This is a genomic window from Pseudomonas sp. TMB3-21 (assembly GCF_054898145.1).
The window spans coordinates 2,386,252-2,411,242 of record NZ_CM142718.1 but is presented as its reverse complement, the minus strand read 5'-3'; the positions used below and the strand labels follow the sequence as shown (position 1 = coordinate 2,411,242).

The window sequence follows — 24,991 nt, the reverse complement described above, 5'->3', positions numbered from 1 at the left end:
CTGAAAAAAGGGTAAGCATTCCTTCCGCTAATTTGATAAACACATTTCAAAACCTTTGAATCCGATCCCCCGGCGCAATCATCCATGCAGCGAACCTTCGACGATCTTCAGCTCGGCAGCATCGAACTGTTCTGCCTGGCCGCCGAGGCCGGCAGTTTTACCGCTGCCGCGCTGGTGGCCGGGGTGACGCCGGCGGCCGTGAGTCGCTCGGTCTCGCGCATGGAGGAGCGCCTCGGCGTGCGCCTGTTTGCGCGCACCACCCGCAGCGTGAAACTGACCGACAGCGGTCGGCGTTATTACGAAGAGTGTCGTCAGGCGCTGGCGCAACTGGTCGAAGCGCAACGCGAAATCATGGGGCAGCAGCAGGAGCCTTCAGGGACGCTGCGCATCAGCATTCCGACGACCTACGGCCATCACCGGATCCTTCCGTTGTTGCCGGCGTTTCGCGAGCGCTTCCCCCTGGTCAAGGTCGAGTCGCACATCAGTAACCGCAACATCGATTTCGTCGGCGAAGGCTACGACATCGCCATTCGCGTGCGGGCGATTCCGGATTCCGGGCTGATCGCCCGACACCTCGAAGATGCCGCGTTGGTGATGATTGCCAGTCCCGATTACCTGAAGCGCGCCGGTGTGCCGCAGACCCTGAACGACCTCAAGCACCACGAATGCATCCAGTACGAATTGCCCAGTAGTGGTCGGCGGATTGCCTGGCTGTTCAACGACAATAGCGAGCAGCGCGAGATTCTCGCCGAAGGCAATCTCAGTTGCTCCGACGACGTTCTGGGTGGCGTGACGCTGGCGAAACATGGCGCCGGGTTGTTCCAGACGTATCGTTTTATCGTTGAGAAGGAATTGGCCGATGGCTCGCTGGTGGAAATTCTCAAGCCTTATGGCGGACGCTCGCGACCGTTCACGCTGCTCTATCCGCAAAGTCGTCACATGCCCTTGCGGGTGAGGGCTTTCATCGATTTCCTGGTTGAACAGATACCGCGTTGAATCGCCCGTAGCGTCCGATCACCGCACACAAATGCTTGACGCTGCGTTGGATTGATTGACCGAATTAACCGTCTAGTACAATTTATCTCCACAGGCTGAAATCGAGCCGTTCCCAAAAACAATAAACGGAGATATTCACGATGACCCTTATCGTGCTGGTGCTCAACGGCCTGAAAAGGCACCTCTCATGAATCGCAATACAACCATCCTGGCCGGGCTGATCGGCGCTGGCATACAGGCCTCGCGCACCCCGGCATTGCACGAGCGCGAAGGCGACGCGCAGGGTTTGCGTTACCTCTATCGCCTGATCGACCTCGACCAATTGAAGCTGGACAGCGCCGCCCTGCCCGACCTTTTGCTGGCCGCCGAGCGCATGAGCTTCACTGGCCTGAACGTTACATTTCCCTGCAAACAGACGATCATCCCGTTGCTCGACGAACTGTCGCCAGAGGCGCGCGGTATCGGTGCCGTGAACACCGTGGTACTCAAGGATGGCAAACGCATCGGCCACAACACCGACTGCCTGGGTTTCGCTGAAGGTTTGCGGCGCGGCTTGCCGGGCGTTGCCGTGGAGCATGTCGTCCAGATGGGCGCCGGCGGTGCCGGTGCGGCGGTGGCCCACGCGTTGCTCAGCGAAGGCGTACAACTGCTGAGCGTTTTTGATGTGGACAGCAACCGGGCGCAGAGTCTTGCCGACAACCTCAACCAACATTTTGGTCCAGCGCGCGCAGTGGCAGGGCATGACCTGTCAGGCGCGATGGCCGTGGCCGATGGTCTGGTCAATACCACGCCCATGGGCATGCAGAAACTGCCGGGCACGCCGGTGCCTGTGGCGTTGCTGCGGGCGCAGTTGTGGGTGGCCGAAATCGTTTATTTCCCGCTGGAAACCGAACTGCTGCGTAACGCCCGTGCGTTGGGTTGCCGGACGCTGGACGGGGGGAACATGGCGGTGTTTCAAGCCGTGAAGGCATTCGAATTGTTCAGCGGCGTGGTGCCGAATGCGCAACGGATGCTCGCGCATTTTCAGGACATGAATGGCTGAAATGCATAAAATCCCGACCCCGTAGGAGCCGGCTCGCTGGCGATGGCCGCCTCAAATCGCTATCGTCAGAGCACTCAGGCCTTCAGGTAACGCAGCACCGACTCGCAAATCATCTCGCGATGACGCTGCTTGATCTGTTCATCGGGCAGATCGATCTGGAAAATCTCACCCAGTGTGTGGCGGTTTGACACCCGATAAAAACAGAACGAGGTGATCAGCAGATGTACGTCCAGCGGCTCGAGCCCAGCGCGGAACAGTCCGGCCTCGACACCCCGACGCAGGATCACGCCCAGTGAGTCCAGAATCGTGTTGTTCATCGCCTTGATCGCATCGGAACGCTTTACGTATTCGGCGTTGTGGATGTTTTCAATGCTGACGATGCGCACGAAGTCGACATTGCGATCGTGGTGATCGAAGGTGAACTCCACCAACCGCCGAATGGCTTCCAGCGGCGCCAGTTCAGCCAGGTGCAGGCGGTTTTCGGTGTTGCGAATATCGCCGTAGAGTTTCTCCAGCACCTCGACGTACAACTGCTCCTTACTGCCGAAGTAGTAGTAGATCATGCGTTTTGAGGTATGAATGCGCTCGGCGATCGCATCGACGCGCGCGCCGGAAAGCCCCTGCTGCACAAACTCCACAATGGCTTCCTGAAGGATGTTCTCGCGGGTCTTTTCCGGATTGTTCTTGCGACTCTTGCGAGGCTCGGCGATGGGAGCCTCGGGCGCTGCGGAAAGTTCTGAAATTATCGTCATTGTGGGCCACGGCCATCACTGCACAGGGTGGCGATTATGGGCCGCACTGCACAGTGAAGGAAGCCGCGCAGCCACGCTTTCAACTCATGGTTACGAAATACCTACAACTTGGCCTGGCGGACCGCACCGCTGCGGGATTTGGCCATGGCCGCCAGTCGCACGGCAACATTGGCCGCACCGTAGCCGGCGTAACCGTTCTTGCGCTGGATGATTTCGAAAAAGAAACGACCTTCGAACGGCTCGGTGTACACGTGAAACAATTCGCCGCCCTGTGCATCGCGGTCGTAAAGCACGTTGAAGTAAGCCAGTTCGCTGAGAAATTCATCATCAAAGTCGAAGCGCGCAGCGAGGTCATCGTAATAATTGAGCGGGATGTCCAGCAGCGGTACACCGGCTTCCTTGGCCCGGCTGACTTCGGCAAAAATGTCATCGCAATCGAACGCGATGTGATGCACGCCAGAGCCGCGATAACTCGACAGCGCATGTGAGATCGCGGTATTGCGGTTCTCGGAAATGTTCAGCGGCAAGCGGATCGAACTGTCCCGGCTGCGCAGTGCACGACTTTTCACCAGGCCGTACGGGTCGGGCAGGACCACTTCGTCGTCGGCTTCGAAATCCAGCAAACTTTTGTAGAACAGTACCCAACTGTCGAGGCTGTCGGCCGGCAGCGCCATGGCCATGTGGTCGATGCGTTTCAGCCCGCCGCCAGCAGTAGCGCCCGGCTGCAGATTGAAATCCGTGCCGTAGACATCGGCGTGCTGATCCACCAGATAGATCAGGCTGCCATCCGGCGCACGCACAGCGGCCAACTCCAGTTCATTGGGGCCGACCAGTCCGCGATATGGCTGACCCTTATAAGCCACCGCCCGCGCCAGCGCGCTGACGCTGTCGGTCACCCGCACCGCCGTTGCGCACAACGATGGGCCATGCGCTTCGAAGAAACTGTGGGCAAACGAATACGGCTCGGAATTGAGGATCAGGTTGATGTCGCCCTGGCGCATCAGGCTCACGCTCTTGGAACGATGTTGCCCGGCTTTGACGAAGCCCAGCCGCTCCAGCCAGTGAGACAGTTTTGCCCCGAGGCTTTCGTCCACGGCGAACTCGAGAAACTCAATGCCATTGTATTCACTGGCTCTGGGTGTCTCGAACAGAATCTCGGGGTTAATCGTCGGTTTGGCTTCCTGCGCCAGTCGCTCGCGGGTTTTTTCTTCGAGGTACAGCAGCGAACGCAAACCGTCAGCCGCGTTCGCCCGTGGCGGTGCAGCGCGGAAGCCGTCGTTGAAGATTTCCAGCGACAAGGGTCCGGTGTAGCCACTTTTGATGATCGGTGCGAGAAACCCAGGCAGATCGAATTCGCCCTGGCCAGGGAAGCAGCGGAAGTGTCGGCTCCACTCGAGCACATCCATGGCCAGAATCGGCGCGTCGGCCATCTGCACGAAAAAGATCTTGTCGCCGGGAATGTCCGCGATGGCACTCGGATCGCCCTTGAGCGACAGCGTGTGGAAACTGTCCAGCAACACGCCGAGATTGGGATGATCCGCCTGGCGGACGATGTTCCACACCTGCTGCCAGGTATTCACATGCCGGCCCCAGGCCAACGCTTCATAGCCGATTCGCAAGCCGCGCGCAGCGGCGTGTTCGGCCAGCAGGCGCATGTCGTCAACGAGAATCCGTTCATCACCGAGGGCGTCGGCCGAAGCGTTGCTGCAGACCAGCACGAGGTCGGTGCCGAGCTCCTGCATCAGATCGAACTTGCGCTCGGCCCGTTCCAGATTGCGTGAGAGTCGGTCGCGGCGGCAGCCTTCGAAATCCCGGAAGGGCTGAAACAGCGTGATGGCGATCCCGAGATCGGCGCACATCTGCTTAACTTCCCGCGGGCTGCCGTCGTAGTAGAGAAGGTCGTTCTCGAAAATCTCCACCCCGTCGAAACCGGCGGCGGCGATGGCTTCGAGTTTCTCCGGCAAGGTACCGCTCAAGGACACGGTGGCAATGGAACGCTGCATGTTTCGACTCCCGGTGGTGAAGATGAAGGCCTTCACGCTGATGTTCTTCGTAGGAGCACGGCTTGCCCGCGATGGCGATCTCGATGGCGCCATCGCGGGCAAGCCTTGCTCCCACGGGATTGCGTTTTCATGAGAGGAATTATTGGCTGCGGAATTCCACACAGCAATTTAAAGTGTACTACCCAGTTAGTTTTGCGTGCGATTATCGAACACAATGGCCGTTGGCGAATTGACGATTTTTTGTTCACTGCGCACCATCAACCGCACATTGAGTCCGGTCACGAGCAGTGGTCTCAGTGACAACAGACCCAAAACACCACATAAAAATAATCGGTGGCCCACATGACTCCTTCTCAAAGCTCTTCCATGGAGCGTTCCTCCATGACACCTGCCCCAACCGGAATCGGCGACAAGATCCGCGGCGCCATGGCGGTCGGCAAGACCCGCTGGGGCATGCTCGCGCTGGTGTTTTTCGCCACGACCCTGAACTACATCGACCGCGCCGCACTGGGCGTCATGCAACCCATCCTGGCTAAGGAAATGAGCTGGACGGCGATGGACTACGCCAACATCAATTTCTGGTTTCAGGTCGGCTACGCCATCGGTTTCGTCCTGCAAGGGCGCTTGATCGACCGCGTCGGCGTCAAGCGCGTGTTCTTTTGCGCCGTACTGCTCTGGAGCCTGGCGACCGGCGCTCACGGGTTGGCGACATCGGCCGTCGGCTTCATGGTTTGCCGCTTCATCCTCGGCCTGACCGAAGCCGCGAATTACCCGGCCTGTGTGAAAACCACGCGGCTGTGGTTCCCGGCTGGCGAACGCGCCGTGGCCACCGGCATCTTCAATGCCGGCACCAACGTCGGCGCCATGTTCACACCGATGCTGTTGCCATTGATTCTGCACGTGTGGGGCTGGCAGGCGGCCTTCCTGTGCATGGCGTCACTGGGCGGCATCTGGCTACTGTTCTGGGGCTTGAAATACTTCAACCCGGAAGATCATCCAAGCGTCAAACAATCGGAACTGGACTACATCCAGAGGGAAGTCGAACCGGAACAATCCCGCGTGCCGTTCTCGAAAATCCTGCGCATGCGTGGCACCTGGGCCTTCGCCCTCGCCTACTCGCTGACGGCGCCGGTGTTCTGGTTCTACCTGTATTGGTTGCCGCCGTTTCTCAATCAGCAATACAACCTGGGCATTAACGTGACGCAGATGGGTATCCCGCTGATCATTATTTACCTGACGGCCGACTTCGGCAGCGTCGGCGGCGGGATCCTGTCTTCGTTCATGATCGGGCGCGGGATGAATCCGATCAAGGCGCGCTTGCTGTCCATGTTCCTGTTTGCCTGCTGCATCATCGGGGTGGTCATGGCCGCCGGTTCGAGCAACCTGTGGGTGGCGGTTGCCGCCATCTCGCTGGCCATCGGCGCGCATCAGGCCTGGACCGCGAACATCTGGAGCCTGGTGATGGACTACACGCCCAAGCACATGATGAGTACCGTATTCGGTTTCGGCGGCATGTGCGCCGCGATCGGCGGGATGTTCATGACTCAATTGGTCGGCCATATTCTGACCATCACCAATAACAACTACACCGTGCTGTTCACCATGATCCCGGCGATGTACTTCATCGCGCTGATCTGGATGTACTTCATGGCACCACGCAAGATTCCTACGGTTACCGAGTAAACGCCCTTCCCCCGGCAGGCCTGAATCCAGGCCTGCTTTTTCTTGTCAGCGCCGACTCTGCTGCCAGGCCGCGGCCAGTCCGCTGCAGCAAATCACTGAAATACCGATCACCGTGGTCAACGTCGGCGTGTGCGCAAACAGCATCCACCCCAGCAAACCGGCAAAGATAATCTGGCAATAGCCGAACGGTGCCAGCAATGCCGGTGCCGCATGCCGGAACGCCTGGGTGAGGAACAAATGCGCGGTCATGCCGCACGCTCCGAGCGCCACCATCATGAAACCGTGACCCAGCGTCGGCACCTGCCAGAAGAAAGGCACCAGTGCACTCATCACTAGCGTGTTGCATAACCCGGCGAAAAAATTACTGGTGGTCGGGCTGTCGATCGCGCTGAGCTTGCGTGTGAGCAACTGGTAGAAGCAGAAAAAAAGCGCCGAGCACAGTGGCAACAGGATCGCCGGGGTGAACAGCTCCCCGCCGGGATGGACGATGATCAACACCCCGATAAAGCCGCAGATCACCGCAATCCATTGGCCACGGGTGACATGCTCACGCAGCAGTGGAACCGACAATGCGGTCACCAGAACCGGCGCAAGGAAGTTGACAGCCGTGGCTTCGGCCAAGGGGATGTATTGCAGGCCGGTGGTGAAAAACAGACTGGTGCCCAGCAGGCATAACGCCCTCATTAGCTGCAGCATCGGCCGTTTGGTCCGCAGGACGCGCAAGCCGGATTGCGGCAGGAAGATCCCGGCCATCAGCAAGGTATGAACCACGTAGCGAGCCCAGACCACCATGACAATCGGATAGAAACCCGACAGGTATTTGGAAAACGCGTCGTGACTGGAAAACAGGAAGGTTGCGACAACGATCAGCAAAATCCCTTTGAAGGGTTTGTTTACGCCAGAGAGCGGAGTGCTGAGGGTCATAGGCTTCCCTTGGATTTTGATTCAAACGCTTCGGGGCAAGCGGATTGTCGCGCTGCACGCGTCCGCACATCGATGTGCGCCTTGATTCTGCGGTCTACGCCGCCGCGGTGCAAACGCGTCCGCGCCTGATCGTTGCTGCACAAAACATTTCTGCCTACGGAATTCGATGAGGTATCCGCGTTCAATAGCAGTCAGCATCCATCCCGAATCTGCAACAGTGGCCGGCAACGCCGCAAAAAGCCGGACGACCGGACTGGCGCTGCTCCTACTCACCAGCAACACTCTTCCCACGGATAACTAGAGGATTCCCACATGCTATGGAAAAAAGGCCGACGCAGCGACAACGTGGTTGACGCTCGGGGCGAGGGTGGCGGCGGTGGCGGAATGCGCTTTGGCGGTGGGAAAGGTCTGAGCCTGACGGCGATCGTTCTGATTGTTGGCTTCGGCTTGATCACCGGGCAAGACCCGATGCAGATCCTCGGGCAGCTCACCGGGGAACAATCCGCTCCCACGTCGACGCAGACTCGCCAGGCACCGCCGGCCAATGACGAAGGGGCCGAGTTCGTCCGCTCGATCCTCGGCGATACCGAAGACACCTGGGGCCAGATTTTCCAGCAGGCCGGGCGCCAATACAAAGACCCGACCCTGGTGATGTTCAGTGGTCGGGTCAATTCGGCGTGTGGTCTGGCGACATCGGCGACAGGCCCGTTCTATTGCCCGGCAGACCAGAAAGTCTATCTGGACACGAGTTTTTTCCAGGAGATGTCCCAGCGTTTCTCCGCCGCGGGCGACTTCGCTCAGGCCTATGTGATCGCGCATGAAGTCGGACACCACGTGCAGACGTTGCTTGGCGTCTCGGCGAAAATTCAGGCAGCGCGCCAGCAAGGCCAGCAGATGGAAGGCGACGGTGGTTTGTTAGTACGTCAGGAACTGCAGGCCGATTGCCTGGCCGGTGTCTGGGCGCATAACGCGCAACAGCGCCTGAACTGGCTGGAGCCGGGCGACATTGAAGAAGCGCTGAACGCTGCCAACGCCATTGGCGACGACCGCTTGCAACAGCAGGGTCAGGGCCGCGTCGTGCCGGACTCGTTCACCCATGGCACGTCGGCGCAAAGGGTGCGCTGGTTCAAAACCGGATTTGCGCAGGGCCAGGTTGGCCAGTGCGATACCTTTGCGGCGAAAAATCTGTAAATGACCAAGTGGCTGTTGATGTTGCTGTGCGTGTGCTCGACAACGCAGGCTGCCGAGCAAGGGGTCGAGCAGATCAGCCCCGGCCGTCTGCTGTTGAAATCCGGCGAAATGGTCGTGAGCATCGGCCCGGCGCCGGCAAAAATAGAGCGCGTGCTGGTCATCATTCACGGCCGACTGCGCAATGCCGATACCTATCGTCAAAGCGCCGAACGCGCTGCCGAGCAGGCCGGGCAGAGTGCGAATACGTTAGTGATTGCCCCGCAGTTTCTCAATGAAACCGATGTTTCACGCCATCCCGTGGCTGACACCGTGTTGCGCTGGCAAGGCAATGAATGGATGGCTGGAGGCATGTCCACCGCGCCGTTTGCGATGAGTTCCTACGCTGCACTCGACGAAATCATCACCCGCCTGGGCGACCGGCGACAGTTTCCCGATGTGAAGCAAATTGTCATCGTCGGGCATTCCGGTGGTGCTCAGGTGGTTCAGCGGTATGCACTGCTGGGCCACGATCAGCCAGAGCTTCAGGCTGCCGGCGTGCAGATCCGCTTCGTGATTGCCAACCCGTCTTCTTATGCGTACTTCGATGAGCGTCGCCCAGTGGCGTTCAGTCATGCCGGCTGCCCTGACTACAATCGCTGGAAGTACGGGCTGTCAGACTTGCCTGCCTATGCTGAAGGACAAACGCCCAAGCAGCTGGAGGAAAAGTACCCGCAGCGTGAGATTGTTTACCTGCTGGGTCAGCTGGACATCGACCCCAATCATCCGGCTCTGGACAAGCGGTGCGAAGCGCAGGCTCAGGGTCCGAACCGATTGGTTCGGGGGCGCAATTATTTTCAGTATTTGAAGCGGCTGTATCCGCAAGGCTTGCGCCAGCAGCTGATCGAAGTGCCCGGGGTTGGGCATGATGGGGATGGGATGTTTAATTCGCCTGAGGGGCGGAAAGTTATATTCGGGAAGTGAGTTTTTGGCTGGCTGATCTGACGTCTTCGCGAGCAGGCTCGCTCCCACAGGGATTTGGATCAGACGCGCAATCTGCGACTGCCGAGAATCCAATGTGGGAGCGAGCCTGCTCGCGAAAGCCCCTGAGCTGACGCTTTCGCGAGCAGGCTCGCTCCCACAGGGGACTTTAGTCAGGCGAAAAACCGCGCCCGCTGAAGTTCCAAAGTGGGAGCGAGCCTGCTCGCGATGAGGCCATCAAGCCAACAGCATCTGCCTGAGCGCAACACAATCCACCGCATGCCAATCCGTCAGCTCCGGCCACGGATTATCCGGCAGGTTGACCAGCACCGTCCGCGCCCCCGCCGCCCGGCCGCAATCCAGATCAAAGCGGTAATCGCCAACCATCACCATCGTATTCGTCGGCACCTTCCAGGCTTCAGCCAGCTTCAACAACCCGCCCGGGTGCGGTTTAGGCGGAGCTTCGTCGCGACCCAATACATCCTCGACCGCGAAACAGTCGGCCAGGCCGATCGCCTCCAGGGTGACGTGCGCCAGCTCACGGGCATTACGCGTCAAAATGCCCAGACGGTAGCCCCGCCCCGCCAGTTCACGCACCAGTTCCACAGCGCCGGGCGCCGGTTTTGAACCCAGTGCCAGGTCACGCTCGTGTTCCAGCAGCCAGGCATGTTTGGCGGCGGCGTCTTCTGCGGGCAACGCCGCGAGATGGGTCAGGATGTCGTCTTCGGCGGGGATCGCCAATGCGACGCGAATCGCCGCGAAGTCGTGCACGGCAACCGTGAGGGTGCCGTCCATGTCGAACACCCAATGCCGCACATCGGCCAGGCTCATGCCCAATCCTTGCGATGACGAATCAGGCCTTCCTGAGTCACGGAGGCGACCAGTTGCCCGGCGCGATTGAACACACTGCCACGGGTAAATCCTCGGGAGTTGCCGGCCCACGGGCTATCCATCGCGTAGAGCAACCAGTCATCGGCGCGCAGATCTGCATGGAACCACAGCGAATGATCCAGACTGGCGACCTGCATATCTTTCTGCCACACCGACTTGCCATGCGGCTGCATCGACGTGGTCAACAGACCGAAATCCGAGGCGTAGGCCATCAGGTATTTATGCAGCGCCGGGGTATCGGCCAAGGCGCCGTCGGCGCGAAACCAGACGTACTTGACCGGATCGGACGGCTGCGGGTTGTAAGGATCTTTCTCGGTGACCGGGCGGAACTCGATCGGTTTAGGGCAGAGAAATTTTTCCCGCATGTGTTCCGGAATCAGGTGCGCACGCTGTTGCATGAGCTCCAGCTCCGATGGCAGATTTTCCGGGCCGACCACCGTCGGCATTTCGGCTTGATGCTCGAAGCCTTTTTCGTCGTACTGGAAGGAGGCGCTGCAGGTGAAAATCGGCTGGCCTTTCTGAATCGCCGTCACCCGGCGCGTGCTGAAACTGCCGCCGTCGCGCACCCGGTCAACCTGATACACCACGGGCAACGCAGAATCACCCGGACGCAGAAAATACCCGTGCATGGAATGCACATGTCGCGCTTCTTCCACGGTCTGACTGGCCGCCGACAGCGACTGACCGACGACCTGGCCGCCGAACAACTGACGGAACCCCAGGTCCTGGCTGCGCCCGCGGAACAGGTTTTCTTCGATCGGTTCCAGGGTCAGCAGGTCGACCAGATCATCCAACACTTGGCTCATTCAGACTCTCCTCACACAACGCAGTGCCGCGCAGTCTTGGCTGCGGCGGTCGATTCGGTTTCTGGCCGTGGCCACATGGGCGCCATTGTAAACGTCCGCGCACGCTTAGCCATGCAAGGTTTGCAGCCATTGCTCACGACTGATGCGATAAAGAATGTGATGACGCAGCGGGTGATCGGCCGGCAATTTGGGGTGCTCGAAATCGTCGGCCGGGTCATGGTGCATGCCGATGGCCTGCATGACTTTCTCCGAGGGCAGATTGCATTGCGCGGTAAATGACACCACCTCTTCCAGCGCCATGCGATCAAACCCGCAGCGCAGAGCGGTCCACGCCGCCTCACTGGCGTAGCCAAGGCCCCAATGTTCGCGGGCCAGGCGCCAGCCGATTTCGATCGCCGGGGTGAACGGCGCGTTGAAACCGACCACACCCAACCCGGTGAAACCGATGAAGGCACCGGTGTCCTTGCGCTCCAGTGCCCACAGGCCAAAACCATGCTCGGCAAAATGGCCGCGCACGCGACCGATCAGCGAGGCGCTTTCCAGGCGACTCAAGGGCGCGGGAAAATAACGCATAACTTGCGGATCGGCGCACATCGCCGCAAACGTCGGCAAATCTTCATCCCGCCACTGGCGCAATAACAATCGCGCGCTTTCGAGTTGCAGTATCGGCTCCATTACCCCTCCCCTGTCCATGTCACAAGTCTAGATCGCTGGTAGGATCCTTCACTCATTCCTACCCGCTGCCCCCTATAAAAACCATGCCATTGCCGCTGATCTACCACGAAGACTACAGCCCCGAATTCCCGGTCGATCACCGCTTCCCCATGGACAAGTTCCGCTTGCTGCGCGATCACCTGGTGGACAGCGGCCTGACCTGCGACGCCGATCTACTGCGTCCGCAACTGTGCCCGCCAGAGATTCTCGCCCTTGCTCATGACCCTGCGTATATCGAACGCTATATGAGCGGCGAGTTGTCTCGCGAAGACCAGCGGCGTCTCGGCCTGCCCTGGAGCGAAGCGCTGGCGCGGCGAACGGTGCGGGCGGTGGGCGGTTCGCTGCTGGCAGCGGAGCAAGCGCTGGAACATGGCCTGGCCTGTCACCTGGCCGGTGGCACGCATCATGCGCATTACGATCATCCGGCAGGTTTCTGCCTTTATGCTGACAAAATATGTAAACAAACCCAATCAGATGAGAGGAAATAGCACCTCAGAGAGTCAAGGTTTCGAAAATGGAAATAAACGCTCGCAACGCGCCGAGATGTTTACAAAAAGGCACCACACCAAGCATTCAGGCAGTTGAATTTATGTTGATACAGCTGGCGGAAGGGCTGGGCTTACTAGTCTTTTGCAAGACCCATTGCATGGGATTGGACTTGCATGCTTTGTTACAAAGATCGGCCATATCCAAAGCTTACTGAATCGCGCCACATCACTAGTCGTAATAGGCGATTGAACGATACGATAATTGGGATAGTGCCACCTAAAAAATGCACGCCAGCGCCACTGGGTTCCAAGCCTGTAAAGGATGGCCAACAAGGAGAGAATATGAATCAGGCTTGGCCCTTCGTCGGCGCCCGCTGGTGGAAGTTCGATTTCCACACCCACACCCCGGCATCAAAGGATACGAATGCTTGGCAAGCCGCGATTGGGACTCCCGATGAATTGACGCCGCAGAAATGGCTACTCAAGTACATGGCTGCAGGAATCGATTGTGTGGCAGTCACTGATCACAATAGTGGCGAGTGGGTTGACCGACTCAAGGCCGCATACGCCGAAATGAAGTGTCAGGCCGATGCTGATAGCGCGCCTGATGGTTTTCGCGAACTCCATGTATTCCCTGGTGTAGAGATCTCCGTTCAGGGCGGCTTCCATCTGCTGGCCATCTTCGATCCGTCTGCTTCCAGCCAAACTATCAGTGATTTGCTCGCAAAAGTGGATTATGCGGGTACCCGTGGCGACAGTGATGGCGTAACACGCGAGGGTGCAGCCAAGGTGATCGAACGTGTTATTGCAGAAGGTGGGATAGCGATTCCTGCCCATGTGGAAGGTGACAAAGGGCTGCTGAAAGTCGAGTCGGGTACACGCAAATGTCTGCTGGATACCAATACCATCAAGCAGGTTCTACAGGAGCCGGGCATCCTAGCATTGGAGTGGACAGCGGGAAGCACCTCGTATCCCATAGTGCTGGAAGAACTGAAGCTTCGCTTTGCCAGTGTGGTTGGAAGTGACTGCCATAGCTTCAAAGGCTCAGCGGTTCCTGGCTCGCGCTTTACTTGGATCAAGATGGCCAAACCTACTGTCGAAGGACTGCGCCTGGCGCTACTGGACGGGCAGGAGGTTTCGGTTCGCCGTAACGACCAAAGCAATGGATTCGCACCCTTTAATACGCCCGAGCATTTCATAGAATCTATTGAGATTCGTAATGCTCGGTATATGGAGCGCGGCAAAGCGGGCGCCTGCTTGCCACTCAACCCCTATTTCAATGCACTAATCGGTGGTCGGGGTACAGGAAAATCCACCATCGTGCATGCCCTTCGCTTGGCATACCGAAGGGAAAAGGAACTGTCTCTGGCATCGGAGGCCGGACAGACCTTTAACAAATTCAACGCTGTCGCCAAGACCAAAAATGATAATGGCGGTTTACTTGACGATACGGTTGTACACGTAAAGATTCATCGGAACGGTTCGCCGTATCGCCTCACGTGGCGCAAAGACGATCACGAGAACAGGGTGGAAGAATGGAATGTACTTACTTGCGATTTCACGCCCTCGGACAGTCAGGTTGTTAATGAGCAGCGGTTCCCGGTAAGACTCTTTAGTCAGGGACAAATCGCCGCGCTAGCTGGGGACAGTCAGCAAGCTTTGCTGAAGGTCATCGATGATGCTGCTGACATCCGTCTGCAGCGAACAGGACTGGATGAAGCAAAAAGCGCGTTTCTCGCGTCTCGAGCACGGATGCGAGAACTGGAGGGAAGGCTATCTAGCCTTGAATCTGTGACGCTCGCATTACACGACCTACAGCGAAAGCTTGACCGCTTCGAAGGTGCTGACCACACGGTGGTATTGAAAAATTACCAGCGAACCAACCAACAAAGCCGCGAGCTTGAGCGCCATTTTGAAGCGGTAACTGAGCTTGCCGCTCAATTAAAAACCGTCGCGGCTAGCTTACAGCCTGAACATTTAGATACAGACCTTTTTGATGCCAATAATGACAGCCCAGCGCTAGCGTTTCTGCAGACGCTAAAAGACGTCATCGACAAAACGAGGCAGGACATTTTGGACTCCGCCTCAAATTTAGCAACTCTTGGGCAATCCATTAAGGGGGATCTAGAATCCTCGGATTGGTTTACTCGAGTCGCGATTGCCAAAGAAGCCTACGATCAGCTTAAGACGAATCTGCAGCAGCAGGGAGTCAAAGATCCCAGCGAATATGGACGCTTGGTTCAAGAAAAACAGCGGCTCGAAACCGAGCTGAGGAATTTGGACACTCTCAAGACGCAACACGCTGAGCTACGTAAAACAGCGATGTCACAACTGGAGGAAGTTCAGTCGGCGCGCCGAGCAATCAGCGCTCAACGCAGCGCGTTTCTGCATGCCACACTTCACGACAATCCCTACGTGCGAATCGAGCTCACACCTTATGGCCGGGATTCGCAGGGAATCGAACGATCGCTTCGCGAAGCGCTTGGTGTTCCAGACGGTAAGTATGCAGAAGACATTTACCAGGAGCAGGATGGTTCGTCTGCAAAGGGTCTCATAGCGGATCTGATGGTCGTGGCCAAGCTTCTCGGCGATACGCCAAGCTTCGAAGAATCGTTGAAGACTTTGAAGGCACGATTGACGCAGGCATGTCGTGGCAAGGCTGAATTTGGAGGGTGGTTCAATAAGTTTTTGAAAGCTGAAACTGATCGAAGACCCGAGTATATGGATCACTTGCTATGCTGGTTCCCTGAGGACGGTCTGCAGGTGGAATACAGTCGGAAAGGTAACGGTCGGGATTTCCAGTCCATTGGACAAGCTTCTGCGGGACAGCGCGCGGCAGCAATGCTGGCCTTTTTGCTGGCACATGGCGGTGAGCCGTTAGTGCTCGACCAGCCCGAGGACGACCTCGATAATCATCTTATCTACGGACTGGTAGTCCAGCAGATTCGCTCTAACAAGCAGCGCCGCCAGCTAATTATCGTGACTCACAATCCTAACATCGTGGTAAACGGAGATGCCGAACTTATCCATGTCCTGGACTTTAACCATCAGTGCCATGTGAAGCAGACAGGTTCTCTGCAGGAACAGGACATGCGCCATGAGGTATGCCAGGTGATGGAGGGCGGCGCAGAGGCATTTGAGCGACGCTATCAGCGCCTAGGTGGTGAGGTTTGATCAGCGCGTGATTTAGTGAAGCTCGACGAACAACTCTGAAAACGGGTCGGATGATTAACAGAGAATAACTGCGCCAGAAGCTCCGTTTTGCTTCGAACCGTTTTCTGCTTTGGACAACGAGCTGAGTTGCGAAAAAATAACGTCTCCGCGGGTTGACTGATAAATACGATGCTTATACGGATAGTTGATTCCGGCATCTATAAAAATTAGGGTAGTCAAGTGGAGGCTTGACTTACAACCTCAAATCCATTCATTTCGGCGTATTGATGCCACCGAAGCCGATAAATTATTTCATTTAGTAGCGCGACATCGTCCCGATGGTGTTCGCTCCCCTCATCAAGGCCTATCCCAAAAGAAACTCCACCAATATCGGTTAAAACATACCGATTGTGTAATTTCTCCCCATTTGCGAGCTCTCTAATTGACTTGAATGTAACATTACACCGAGTTACCAACACTGGTTCTTCAGCGATCAGTTTTGCCTTCAAGAATGCAGGAGTTGCCATGTTTGCCTTATCACCACTAAAAAGCACTTCCAGTGTTGGCGCAGGACCCGGCCTTCTTGCCAAGGCGGTGTTAAGAAAATGAATCAAAGGCTGCCACTTTGTAGGCTGTGTATTGAAATAAGGATCCACAAAAACAATCGTCGTTGCTAATCGAAGAATGTTTGCAACCGCTGCTGCCATATCAGAAGCAACTCTCTTTACTAGCAACTGATTTGGGTAAGTGATTTCGCCATCGAACAACTGCTCTAATCTCAGTGTAGGTAAAGCTCCATGATTCAATGCGCTCACCACGTGATCAAATGCAACGCGGACATTTTCACTTTCAACACTTTTCAACCAATCACTGCCGTCATACTCAGACTCCCTTTTCACCCTCGGTGTCTCACTCAAAAATCGCACAAGCTCTTCAAGTCGTTGTTTCTCCGATTCATGCACTCCATCAGGCTGAAGCCTAAACACCTGCTTTCGGATATTTTTTAATTTTGGGTAATCACTGATGACCTGAGGAGCCCCTAGAGAAAAGAGCTCCAAGAATTGACGGTAATTTCGACGGGATCGAGCAACTTCATTGAGTAAACAGGGTTCAACCACAAATTCGTATAGCATTACATTAGCTCCCTACGACGCTCACCAAAAAAGCCCTTAGGCCAGCGTTGTATAAATTCACCGTCCTCATCAATCTCAATCCGGCGAACAACGACCTCCCCATCCGGAGCTTCCAGATAGATAACAGCAATATCCGATGGCTTTACTTCTTGCAAACTGTTTCTAAGTTCTTTATCAGTAGTCTCGCGAATACGTCGTAGTATCCTGAGCATCAAGTGCTCGCTATGTGTCTCAATCAAAAAAGTTGGCCTGCGGCTAGGATCAACTTCCAACTGTGTGAAGAGATCACCAACTTCAACCTGAAAAGCTGGGTGAATGTGAAGCTCGGGTTGTTCAATCGCAACTAAGCCATCGGTGACGTAGTGAGCAGCCGTGACAACAGGAATTATTTGTGAAATACCGCAACCAACTTGATTGGGCGCTAGGGTGATACATTTTTTTTGATCGTACAACACCGCAGCTTCAGAGAATTTCATATCATCAAAATCCGAATCCGGCTTGCCTGATTTTATTGAGTTATTCAACTGCTCCTTCATCTGATCAAGATCATGGCTCTTGTCGGACTTCACTTCTACATAGGTTTTTTTGACTACAGATGCCAACGCATATCCACTATCAAAACCATTTTTTCCGGATAACCAGCGATTTACAGGCTCATTAAGCTCAGCGTTACAACGATGTAGCAAATCCCATGCTGCGGTTCCGTCGATCCAACTTGACTGCACAGGATGAGGGTTTGGAACAAATGAGCTTCCAGGAATAGTTCTAAGAGGACCAATACAGACGCTTTTACGAAGCATCTCTAGCACTTTGTCCAAAGGTGATACAAATATTTGTGTTAAAACACGATGACAAACTAACTTATTAAGATACTCGTCCCCTTCGCGCGTATTTTCAACAGAACGAAGAGGCTCCACGATGTTCGTTTCAAGTATGTGGCCATGTGGTGGTATGGCACCATAAAAAGTCTTGACCGATATGGCCTTACATTCGTGCTCGATACTCTCGATATTTACCGAGCCTTCGACAAAGGGAGTGCTTGTGTCTATTTCGAAGTGAAAAGCCGAGTGCCAACCGCTAGCTTCTTCAACGTAATCACCACTTGCCTTCTGCTCTTCAGACAGCTGACTAGGATGCACGGACGTCCCGTCTTCAAAGCTCCTAATGACCCAATCTTCATGATTGGAAGGAAAAAGTAGTGGGTGGGTGAAGTTCAATGCGGTAATCGCTGCTTGTTTGAGCCCTTTATCCGCCTCTATTTGCCCCGCAAAAATGCCATTCAATGTCACTGTGTAACGCTTTACATAAGCTTTATTCATTAAGAATGACCAAGCCACTTCAAGCTCAATAGCGAATGTTTCCGTGTCATCCGCAACATTTGGCATGTCCAACTTATCGAGGTAGCCAGGAACCCAATCAGCAATGGTTTCGTATTCTTTACCTATTGTATTGCCAACCTCGCATTCAAGTTTTAGAGTTATGCTTTTTTTGAGATCTTTGCCATTGACTAAGGACGCAAACCCACCAATATCACGCTCCCCCAAAGCGTCAATTCTAACTGGATCGCAGTGGCCCTTTTCCAAAATTTGCTGGATATAAAAAATGGCCATCAACACACTACTTTTGCCAACACTGTTTGGTCCAAACAACAAAGTTATTGGCGCAAAATCGATAACCTGCTCAGACCCAAAAGAACGAAAGTTAGAAAGTGATAACTTCTTAATACGCATATTTAACTTACACCCCTCTATGAAAACTCACTTAATTTCGTAATTTCCGAGAACACCATTATTTATAGAACGATATAAAAATAATTCCCTCGCCCTGTTTGCATTCGAAGCGCCGCAGATGTAAGGCTGCAAGTTTTGAAGCAGAGACCGAAAATTTTCTTGCGAGGCAGACTGCCGAACGAGACGAGCCTCCGCTGCATCAGCGTGCCTTTGCAAATCTGATTGCAGTTGACGATGAATGCACTGAAAAAGTGGTGAATCATCGGAATTAAGAGAAGATTCGAATATACGATGACATCCATGTAGATGATAACTCATGCTTTATAGTTGACCAGCAAAAGCTCGTTGATTAAGGGCTGCGAACAAGCGCTGGAACTCCACAAGTTGGTTCCTAGCTGTCTTAGTCGAATTTCTACTCCTTGAAACAATTTCAAAATATTTATTTTGCACAACCATAGGAGGGATCCGCAGCTCTATAGATTTCACATCCTGCTGGTTAATACTTGACTGATTTACCGCATCTTTGCATGAAGTAAGAATTTGGCCTTTTACGTATGGCGTGCAGAGTTGGTCAACTACAAAGCTTGGTATTGCTATTCTTTCATCCACCTTGAAATTCATCATATTTGACTCAAATACTGTCGGCTCATTTAGACCCTCAATCAAGGCACACTTACCCAAGTATTCTCTGCTGTTGACTCGATTAATAACTATGGATTTGTCGCACAATGCATATTTTTCCACTTCGCCACTTGACAACCTAACCCTCTTTAGATTGTTTTGATCTTCAAGTACTCCGTTGTAAAATCCGTCAATTCGGAGGATTCTCGTTCCCTCACCATATTCACTCGAATGTTTATAGAGCCCGTTGGAGGGGCCGCTAGTTATCAAGTCACCTAGGCAAAATGTATCCCACCCTTTCGGATTACTCACCGGATCGCCGAATATTTTTAGAAATACACTTCGGAGGAATTGGTCGGCTAGACCGATGGTTTGCTGACGCCTGTAACGTAGGTCGTCGGCTTTATCCAAGATAGCTACGATGCGCTGTTGTTCGGCAAGGCTCGGAATGGGGATTTCGTGCTCCCAAAGTACATTCATGGATACCCGTGGCATCTTGGCACCTGCTACCTGCGCGCTGACCCAACTTACAAACTTGTCCGACCGAAGGTAATACGCTAAATATTTACGATCCAAGCGATAAGGATCAGGAACCATCGGCACTAACTCTGTAGTTGCGATCCCTTGCTTCTCTGGCACAACGACTTTGTTCAAATACGGTCTAAGCTTCGAGTACAAAACATGTCGTTCATCAAACCATTGTGTTGAGTTACCGGCTTCGCTAACAGGAGCGATTATCTCATCGAGGATTCTGCCTGTTTGAGGCTCAACCTGATCCAGGTTTAAGTGCCATACCAGTTCAGAATCGTCTGTGACCTTCTTTTTTAGCGCCCTCGCAGGTGCAACATCAGCTAGTTTTGCGGTGGAAAATTTCAAAGCATTCCCTCCAGCTCTTCCATTTCCTGCTGAATAACGCTTTCTAGCGCCTTCAACTTAGTTAGGATCACCTTGGGTGTATCGTACTCTTCGGCCACATGTATCTGCTCCCTGTAACGATTAAGAGACAGGTCGTATTTGTTCTCAGCAATTTCGCTCCTGCTGATCCAGAATTGCTGGGAGGTGCGATCGTTCTGGACGCTCACTGCTAGTGACTTGTCACGGGTTTTAAAACTATTAATTAGATCAGGTAAATTATCTATGTTGATGCGCTGGCGCTTGTCATCCAAAGAAAATCCATCGGCCTGTACATCGTAGAACCAGACATGATCTGTCTCGCCACCTTTAGTGAAAATCAGAATGGCTGTGGAAACTCCAGCATAAGGTTTAAATACGCCGCTGGGTAAGCTAATTACCGCTTCAAGTTGATTATCTTCGATCAGGTGCTTGCGCAACTGCTGGTGCGCGTTGCTAGAGCCGAATAGTACGCCGTCGGGAATGATAGTGGCGCTGCGTCCACCAACTTTGAGCATACGCAAGATAAGGGCGACGAATAGCAGCTCGGTTTTTTTTGTTTTGACCACCCGAAGGAGTGCCGGATCAACATCCTCTTCATCAAGACTACCCTTGAATGGCGGGTTGGCGAGAATAACGTCGAAGCTCTCTTTAGCTGCTCTAGGGAAGCGCTCGACAAAACGCTGGCTCAGAGTGTCCTGGTAATGGATGTCAGGCTCGGCAACTCCGTGCATCACGAGGTTCATAGCGGCGATTCGCAGCATGGTGGCGTCAAAATCGAAGCCGTGAAACATGTCGCTATCGACATGCTTACGGTGCTCATGCAGCAGGTCACCGCTGTAGATTTTTTGCTCTACCAATTCACCCTTATCATTGATTAATGTTTCGGTGATCACGCCCTCAGGGGAGCTGTATTTTTGCAGCAGATATTCATAACTACTCGCGAGAAAGCCAGCAGTACCGCAGGCCGGATCCGCGATTCTGTCAGTGGCGACAGGATCGAGAATCTCCACCATAGCGCGGATGATATGGCGCGGAGTACGAAACTGACCGTTAATGCCTGCGGTAGTGAGCTTCGAAAGCAGATACTCGTATAAATCGCCCTTCACATCCGAGCTATCCAGGGGGAGTTCGCTGATCATGTTGACCGCTTTCACAAGCAGGGTAGGCTTTTGAATCATCAGCTGGGCATCTTTCATAAACTCAGCAAAAAGGGTGCCCTCGCCAGCCAGATCCTTAAAGTGGGGAAATACTTCGTCCTTTACTAGTTTGTACATTTGCTCGGCGGGCAAATGACGGAAGCGCTCCCAACGCATTTCCTGTTCCAGGTTTTTGAAGCGACGGTTAAAAGGTCTGCCTGTACGTTCGGTACGTTTTTCGTCGCGGCGTTCGTTCATATCCAGCATGCGCGCGTACATCAGGAAGGTGATCTGTTCGATTACAGTCAGCGGGTTGGCGATGCCGCCCGTCCAAAACTCTTCCCAGAGCTTGTCTATTTTACTTTTCAGTTCGCCGGTGATCATCGAGGGGTCTCTTAGCTACAGATAATTAATCAGGTGCGCACGGTGCGCTGTGTTGCACTGCGGCGGTGGCCTATCGCTATGCCGAAGCGCTCCACCAGTGCCACGAGAGCATTGGCGTGACGCGGCTCGGTAAATATGCCGTCAAGTCCCTCGGTATGGATCGTAGTAAAGGGCTGGTCATACAGCTGCTCGATTCGGATGGTACCGAATTTACAAAGATGGATCTTCAGCAGAGCGATAAAGCGCTGCTGGCGGGCGTTGAGGCTGACATGATTGGCTTGCACGAACTCAGTAAAAGCATTTTCGATGGCGTGGACGTTCAACCCAATTAAAGTACGCAGTAATTGGTCGAGGGGAGCGCTAGAGTCGGGAAAAAACTCTTTCAGCGTTTCCAAATCCAACATGGGGTTCTGCACGTGTACAAGGGCATTGAGCTGGGCGAGTTCAGCCTCAGTCACAGGCTCACCATTGCGGATTTTGACCAGTACCGGATCAGTATCGAATAGAGGAGACAAGGTAGCCTCTACCTGCTGGCGGAAGATCTGGTAGTCAACAGTGACGATTCGCGTCTGGCGGTCTGAGGTTTGGAGCTCGGCTGTGTCTTCCTTGATGTCCAATACAGGCAATTCACTGGAGATGGGACGGCTTCCGCTTTTATCGCGCAGGTGGATAATACCTCGGAGAGCCAGACGCTGCTGCTCCAGTTCCTGGAAACTCACATCCTGCCAAAAAGCATCTTTCTGGATCGACTTGATCGCCTCTGCTTTGGCCCGCACGGGGTTGAGGTGCATAGAAAGCTGTCTGACTTTGTCTAATACGGGATGTTTTGCGACATCAATCTGTGAGGGGCTTGTCAGGTTAATCAGTTGTAATTCAGTAAGCTGTTGATCCCAGTGCAACGCTTCACTCTGACCTTTAATGTTGCGCCACTGCATCAGCGGGGAGATTTCGTTGCGTAACAGGTTACGGGTATCAGGGGTGAATTGCTGAAGCTTTTTGGTATCCCCCAGCTGCGCCTTTAGCTGCCACTTGTCCCGTACAGCAATGCAGCGGTCGTCGAGGGCGTCTATATCCTCTTTGATAAGGGTGATCGTGTGATGGAAAAGATCCATCTCCGCGCGCTTCAAGGCGTTTTCCGCTAGATCGAGTCGGGTGTCAAACAGCTTCTCACACAGGGATTTACTCGGACGGCCCTCGTCATCGGCCGGATCCATTTCGAAATAATCGAAGTTACCCCAGTGGTCGAAGATAAGGAAATGGCTCTTATGCAGGCCGGGGCCATATAAATTTTCACATAGACGGGTGCCGCGTCCCACCATTTGCCAAAACTTCACCTTGGATTTGATTGGTTTGGCGAACACAAGATTCACGACCGCTGGGACGTCGATGCCGGTGTCTAGCATGTCCACCGAGATTGCAACAGTGACCTCATCGGAGGGTTTTTCGCCAGATCCCTTAAAATCGTCAATTAGCTCTTCGGCACGCTCGTACTTGGAATGAATCACACGGCAAAAATTACCACCGTATTGGGGATACATCTCGCTGAAAAGAGTGGCAAGTAATTCGGCGTGCTGGATACTACGGGCGAAGACAATGGTCTTGCCTGGCAGTTGACCGTCGATGTCGCGCAATCCGCGCTCCATCAGATTCCGCAGGATGGAGCGATTGGTGTCCTTGTTAAACACTGCTTTATCAATGTCAGGGGCGCTGAAATCAAGTTCGTTCGGATCGAGGCCTTGATCCTCTAGCTCAGCGAGCTGCTCGTCGTTGAGCGCGGTACCCTTGATTCCTTCACGTAGGAACTGGGTGGTATGGGTCACCACGCGAAACGGCGCGAGATTGCCATCTTCCACAGCTTGCTCCAATGGATAACTCGCAGTCGGCATTTTGTAGTCACAGCCGAAAAGGCGGCAGGTGGAACGACTGACCATTTCTACAGGAGTGGCTGTTAGACCAACCTGGCGGGCATCGAAGTATTTGAACAGGTCGCCGTAGACGTTATAGACCGAACGGTGAGATTCATCAGCTATGATGAGATCGAAGTATCCAACATCGAATTTCTCATAAATGCCCATCATCCCGGGATAAGTGGCGATGTAAATACGGGCGTTATGCTGATCCTGCTTCTTACTGCGACCAACCACGTAGAGAGGCTCTTTGACGAATTCGCTGTAAGCATTCTTGGCCTGCTTCCGCAACTCTTTACGATCGCACAGGAACAGCACCCGCTTTGCCCAGCCGGCATCAAGAAGGCGTTTTGTGAGTGCAATCGACACGCGAGTCTTACCTGTGCCTGTGGCCTGAACCACAAGCGCCTTGCGATGACCTTCGCTGAAACGCTCACTGATACGAGTGATTGACTCCATCTGGTAAAGACGACCGGCGATGGCGGTGTCGATAGGGGTGTTATTGAGGTCCTTACGTTGACGGCGCTGATTAATCAAATACTGCAAGCTGTCTTTACTGTAGTAGCCATAGAGCTTGCGTGGCACGGTGTCGAGCACATCGTCCCAAATCCAGACGTCATAACCGTTTGTGTAAAAGATAACCGGACGCTGGTTATGCTTCTTTTCCAGCGAGTCAGCATAACGTTTGCCTTGCTGGCGTCCCTTCTCCGCATTTTCACGGGCGCGCTTGGCCTCTACCACCGCTAGCGGCTTGCCGTCGTCATCCCATAGAACATAATCGCAGTAGCCTAGACCGCTGGCCGTATCTTGGCCATCCAGCTCGTGTTCGACTGTAACTTGTTCGGTATCTACACCATTGGCACCTACATCCCAACCCGCGAGACGCAGTTCGCTATCTATCAGACGACGGCGGGTTTCGGCTTCCTTAAAATCAAGGGTGTTAGTCGCTTTGATACTGCCGGAAGTGAAAGCCTGAACCTTGGTTTTATCGAACGCTACCTTGAGTTTGGCAGCCTGTTGCAGCGCTTCCTGCTCTGATTGCTGAGCGGTTACCAGTTCCTTCAAGGCACTTTCGAGCTGAATATTTTGTGCGGCGATCTGTTCCTGCAGTGCTTTGTTCTTTTTGTTGAGCCCTGCCTTTGCGGCGCCTGACGCAGTCGGTATCTGAGGGGGCTGAAAATCAGGGCATTGGTCGCGAACGCCTGCACCTTGGGCGATGAATAGCCAACAGGCTAGGTGATAAGCTTCCTGAACTAGCCATACCGAGGTATTCGCTGAAACGCTCCCTTCGTGCGCGGCCTTGTTGCCATGAATCCGAATCGCATGGAGCTTATCGAGAATTACCTTTGGCACAACTGCGGTAAAGCTACTGTTGGTAAGTCGATCCATAAAAGTTGCGTTGGGCTCAGCGGGCAACCTCAGATCGATGTAGATGAAGCCAACCAGTTTCTCTACAAAGCAGCGCAGCTTTACTAGCGAGCTCTGGGGATCGAGGTACGCGTAAGTCTCAGCGAAGCCGCCAAGATCCGACAAAGCAGGCCAATTTGTTCTGAGATGTTCAAAGTTTATGGACTTCATGCCTTTCT

18 protein-coding genes and 1 pseudogene are annotated in these 24,991 nt (G+C 54.3%); 8 read left to right on the top strand and 11 right to left on the bottom strand.

The annotated features are described in order from the left end of the window. Nucleotides 1-84: 84 nt before the first annotated feature. A complete protein-coding gene (locus ACYZTS_RS11115) occupies nucleotides 85-996 on the top strand; it encodes a LysR family transcriptional regulator (protein WP_461995875.1) in 912 nt (303 codons plus the stop codon). A gap of 187 nt (nucleotides 997-1,183) precedes the next feature. Then, the gene (locus ACYZTS_RS11110) at nucleotides 1,184-2,038 is read left to right on the top strand and encodes a shikimate dehydrogenase (RefSeq protein WP_461995873.1); all 855 of its coding nucleotides are present in this window, start codon (nucleotides 1,184-1,186) and stop codon (nucleotides 2,036-2,038) included. A gap of 74 nt (nucleotides 2,039-2,112) precedes the next feature. Here ACYZTS_RS11110 and ACYZTS_RS11105 read toward each other — a convergent pair whose 3' ends face one another. Together ACYZTS_RS11105 and quiC are read right to left on the bottom strand one after the other, a co-directional pair. Beyond that, nucleotides 2,113-2,790, bottom strand: coding sequence for a TetR family transcriptional regulator (locus ACYZTS_RS11105; protein ID WP_028620770.1), 678 nt, complete (start codon nucleotides 2,788-2,790; stop codon nucleotides 2,113-2,115). 101 nt (nucleotides 2,791-2,891) lie between these two features. Continuing rightward, nucleotides 2,892-4,793, bottom strand: a complete 1,902-nt coding sequence (gene quiC / locus ACYZTS_RS11100; protein ID WP_028620771.1) for a 3-dehydroshikimate dehydratase QuiC — start codon at nucleotides 4,791-4,793, stop codon at nucleotides 2,892-2,894. Between quiC and ACYZTS_RS11095 the strand changes: the two genes are divergently transcribed. Next, complete coding sequence (locus ACYZTS_RS11095) at nucleotides 4,792-4,926, top strand: hypothetical protein (RefSeq protein WP_461995870.1); 135 nt, start codon at nucleotides 4,792-4,794, stop codon at nucleotides 4,924-4,926. The genes quiC and ACYZTS_RS11095 overlap by 2 nt on opposite strands. Before the next feature lie 233 nt (nucleotides 4,927-5,159). Then, entirely contained in the window at nucleotides 5,160-6,476 is a 1,317-nt protein-coding gene (locus ACYZTS_RS11090) for an MFS transporter (RefSeq protein ID WP_461996409.1), read from the top strand. 45 nt (nucleotides 6,477-6,521) lie between these two features. Here ACYZTS_RS11090 and ACYZTS_RS11085 read toward each other — a convergent pair whose 3' ends face one another. After that, nucleotides 6,522-7,400 carry a DMT family transporter gene (locus ACYZTS_RS11085; protein ID WP_461995869.1) on the bottom strand — a complete coding sequence of 293 codons (879 nt, stop codon included), beginning with the start codon at nucleotides 7,398-7,400 and terminating at the stop codon, nucleotides 6,522-6,524. 312 nt (nucleotides 7,401-7,712) lie between these two features. On the opposite strand from ACYZTS_RS11085, the gene ypfJ reads away from it, so the two are divergent. Together ypfJ and ACYZTS_RS11075 are read left to right on the top strand one after the other, a co-directional pair. Further along, nucleotides 7,713-8,591 (top strand): KPN_02809 family neutral zinc metallopeptidase, encoded by an 879-nt coding sequence (ypfJ, locus tag ACYZTS_RS11080; RefSeq protein ID WP_028620774.1) that lies wholly within the window; start codon nucleotides 7,713-7,715, stop codon nucleotides 8,589-8,591. Then, nucleotides 8,592-9,551, top strand: coding sequence for an alpha/beta hydrolase (locus ACYZTS_RS11075; protein WP_461995867.1), 960 nt, complete (start codon nucleotides 8,592-8,594; stop codon nucleotides 9,549-9,551). 234 nt (nucleotides 9,552-9,785) lie between these two features. Here the strand turns inward: ACYZTS_RS11075 and ACYZTS_RS11070 are convergent, their stop codons facing one another. From ACYZTS_RS11070 to ACYZTS_RS11060, 3 genes are all read right to left on the bottom strand, one after another. Then, entirely contained in the window at nucleotides 9,786-10,379 is a 594-nt protein-coding gene (locus ACYZTS_RS11070) for an HAD family hydrolase (RefSeq protein ID WP_461995865.1), read from the bottom strand. After that, the gene (gene tesB, locus ACYZTS_RS11065) at nucleotides 10,376-11,245 is read right to left on the bottom strand and encodes an acyl-CoA thioesterase II (protein WP_028620777.1); all 870 of its coding nucleotides are present in this window, start codon (nucleotides 11,243-11,245) and stop codon (nucleotides 10,376-10,378) included. Before tesB ends, ACYZTS_RS11070 begins: the two co-directional genes overlap by 4 nt. A 105-nt stretch (nucleotides 11,246-11,350) precedes the next feature. Continuing rightward, nucleotides 11,351-11,920 carry a GNAT family N-acetyltransferase gene (locus ACYZTS_RS11060; RefSeq protein ID WP_461995862.1) on the bottom strand — a complete coding sequence of 190 codons (570 nt, stop codon included), beginning with the start codon at nucleotides 11,918-11,920 and terminating at the stop codon, nucleotides 11,351-11,353. An 83-nt stretch (nucleotides 11,921-12,003) separates the two neighbouring features. On the opposite strand from ACYZTS_RS11060, the pseudogene ACYZTS_RS11055 reads away from it, so the two are divergent. Further along, nucleotides 12,004-12,408 (top strand): annotated as a pseudogene (locus ACYZTS_RS11055) (arginase family protein); the annotation flags it as partial. Between the two features lie 381 nt (nucleotides 12,409-12,789). Next, the gene (locus ACYZTS_RS11050) at nucleotides 12,790-15,621 is read left to right on the top strand and encodes a TrlF family AAA-like ATPase (protein WP_461995860.1); all 2,832 of its coding nucleotides are present in this window, start codon (nucleotides 12,790-12,792) and stop codon (nucleotides 15,619-15,621) included. Between the two features lie 215 nt (nucleotides 15,622-15,836). On the opposite strand, the gene ACYZTS_RS11045 is transcribed toward ACYZTS_RS11050, so the two are convergent. From ACYZTS_RS11045 to ACYZTS_RS11025, 5 genes are all read right to left on the bottom strand, one after another. After that, nucleotides 15,837-16,733 carry a hypothetical protein gene (locus ACYZTS_RS11045; RefSeq protein WP_461995858.1) on the bottom strand — a complete coding sequence of 299 codons (897 nt, stop codon included), beginning with the start codon at nucleotides 16,731-16,733 and terminating at the stop codon, nucleotides 15,837-15,839. Continuing rightward, a complete protein-coding gene (locus tag ACYZTS_RS11040; RefSeq protein WP_461995856.1) occupies nucleotides 16,733-18,463 on the bottom strand; it encodes a DUF3696 domain-containing protein in 1,731 nt (576 codons plus the stop codon). The genes ACYZTS_RS11045 and ACYZTS_RS11040 overlap by 1 nt, the downstream gene beginning before the upstream one ends. Nucleotides 18,464-18,784: 321 nt before the next feature. Then, a complete protein-coding gene (locus ACYZTS_RS11035; protein ID WP_461995855.1) occupies nucleotides 18,785-19,960 on the bottom strand; it encodes a restriction endonuclease subunit S in 1,176 nt (391 codons plus the stop codon). Beyond that, on the bottom strand, nucleotides 19,957-21,498 hold the full coding sequence (locus ACYZTS_RS11030) for a type I restriction-modification system subunit M (protein WP_461995853.1): 1,542 nt from the start codon (nucleotides 21,496-21,498) through the stop codon (nucleotides 19,957-19,959). The genes ACYZTS_RS11035 and ACYZTS_RS11030 overlap by 4 nt, the downstream gene beginning before the upstream one ends. A 29-nt stretch (nucleotides 21,499-21,527) precedes the next feature. Beyond that, entirely contained in the window at nucleotides 21,528-24,983 is a 3,456-nt protein-coding gene (locus ACYZTS_RS11025) for a DEAD/DEAH box helicase family protein (RefSeq protein WP_461995851.1), read from the bottom strand. Between the last annotated feature and the right edge of the window lie 8 nt (nucleotides 24,984-24,991).

Coding starts and splice junctions, on each gene's coding strand:
- ypfJ (WP_028620774.1), top strand. CDS start 7,713: ATGCTATGGAAAAAAGGCCGACGCAGCGACAACGTGGTTGACGCTCGG.
- ACYZTS_RS11060 (WP_461995862.1), bottom strand. CDS start 11,920: ATGGAGCCGATACTGCAACTCGAAAGCGCGCGATTGTTATTGCGCCAG.
- ACYZTS_RS11075 (WP_461995867.1), top strand. CDS start 8,592: ATGACCAAGTGGCTGTTGATGTTGCTGTGCGTGTGCTCGACAACGCAG.
- tesB (WP_028620777.1), bottom strand. CDS start 11,245: ATGAGCCAAGTGTTGGATGATCTGGTCGACCTGCTGACCCTGGAACCG.
- quiC (WP_028620771.1), bottom strand. CDS start 4,793: ATGCAGCGTTCCATTGCCACCGTGTCCTTGAGCGGTACCTTGCCGGAG.
- ACYZTS_RS11030 (WP_461995853.1), bottom strand. CDS start 21,498: ATGATCACCGGCGAACTGAAAAGTAAAATAGACAAGCTCTGGGAAGAG.
- ACYZTS_RS11110 (WP_461995873.1), top strand. CDS start 1,184: ATGAATCGCAATACAACCATCCTGGCCGGGCTGATCGGCGCTGGCATA.
- ACYZTS_RS11040 (WP_461995856.1), bottom strand. CDS start 18,463: ATGCGTATTAAGAAGTTATCACTTTCTAACTTTCGTTCTTTTGGGTCT.
- ACYZTS_RS11115 (WP_461995875.1), top strand. CDS start 85: ATGCAGCGAACCTTCGACGATCTTCAGCTCGGCAGCATCGAACTGTTC.
- ACYZTS_RS11045 (WP_461995858.1), bottom strand. CDS start 16,733: ATGCTATACGAATTTGTGGTTGAACCCTGTTTACTCAATGAAGTTGCT.
- ACYZTS_RS11085 (WP_461995869.1), bottom strand. CDS start 7,400: ATGACCCTCAGCACTCCGCTCTCTGGCGTAAACAAACCCTTCAAAGGG.
- ACYZTS_RS11025 (WP_461995851.1), bottom strand. CDS start 24,983: ATGAAGTCCATAAACTTTGAACATCTCAGAACAAATTGGCCTGCTTTG.
- ACYZTS_RS11070 (WP_461995865.1), bottom strand. CDS start 10,379: ATGAGCCTGGCCGATGTGCGGCATTGGGTGTTCGACATGGACGGCACC.
- ACYZTS_RS11090 (WP_461996409.1), top strand. CDS start 5,160: ATGGAGCGTTCCTCCATGACACCTGCCCCAACCGGAATCGGCGACAAG.
- ACYZTS_RS11105 (WP_028620770.1), bottom strand. CDS start 2,790: ATGACGATAATTTCAGAACTTTCCGCAGCGCCCGAGGCTCCCATCGCC.
- ACYZTS_RS11050 (WP_461995860.1), top strand. CDS start 12,790: ATGAATCAGGCTTGGCCCTTCGTCGGCGCCCGCTGGTGGAAGTTCGAT.
- ACYZTS_RS11095 (WP_461995870.1), top strand. CDS start 4,792: ATGTTTCGACTCCCGGTGGTGAAGATGAAGGCCTTCACGCTGATGTTC.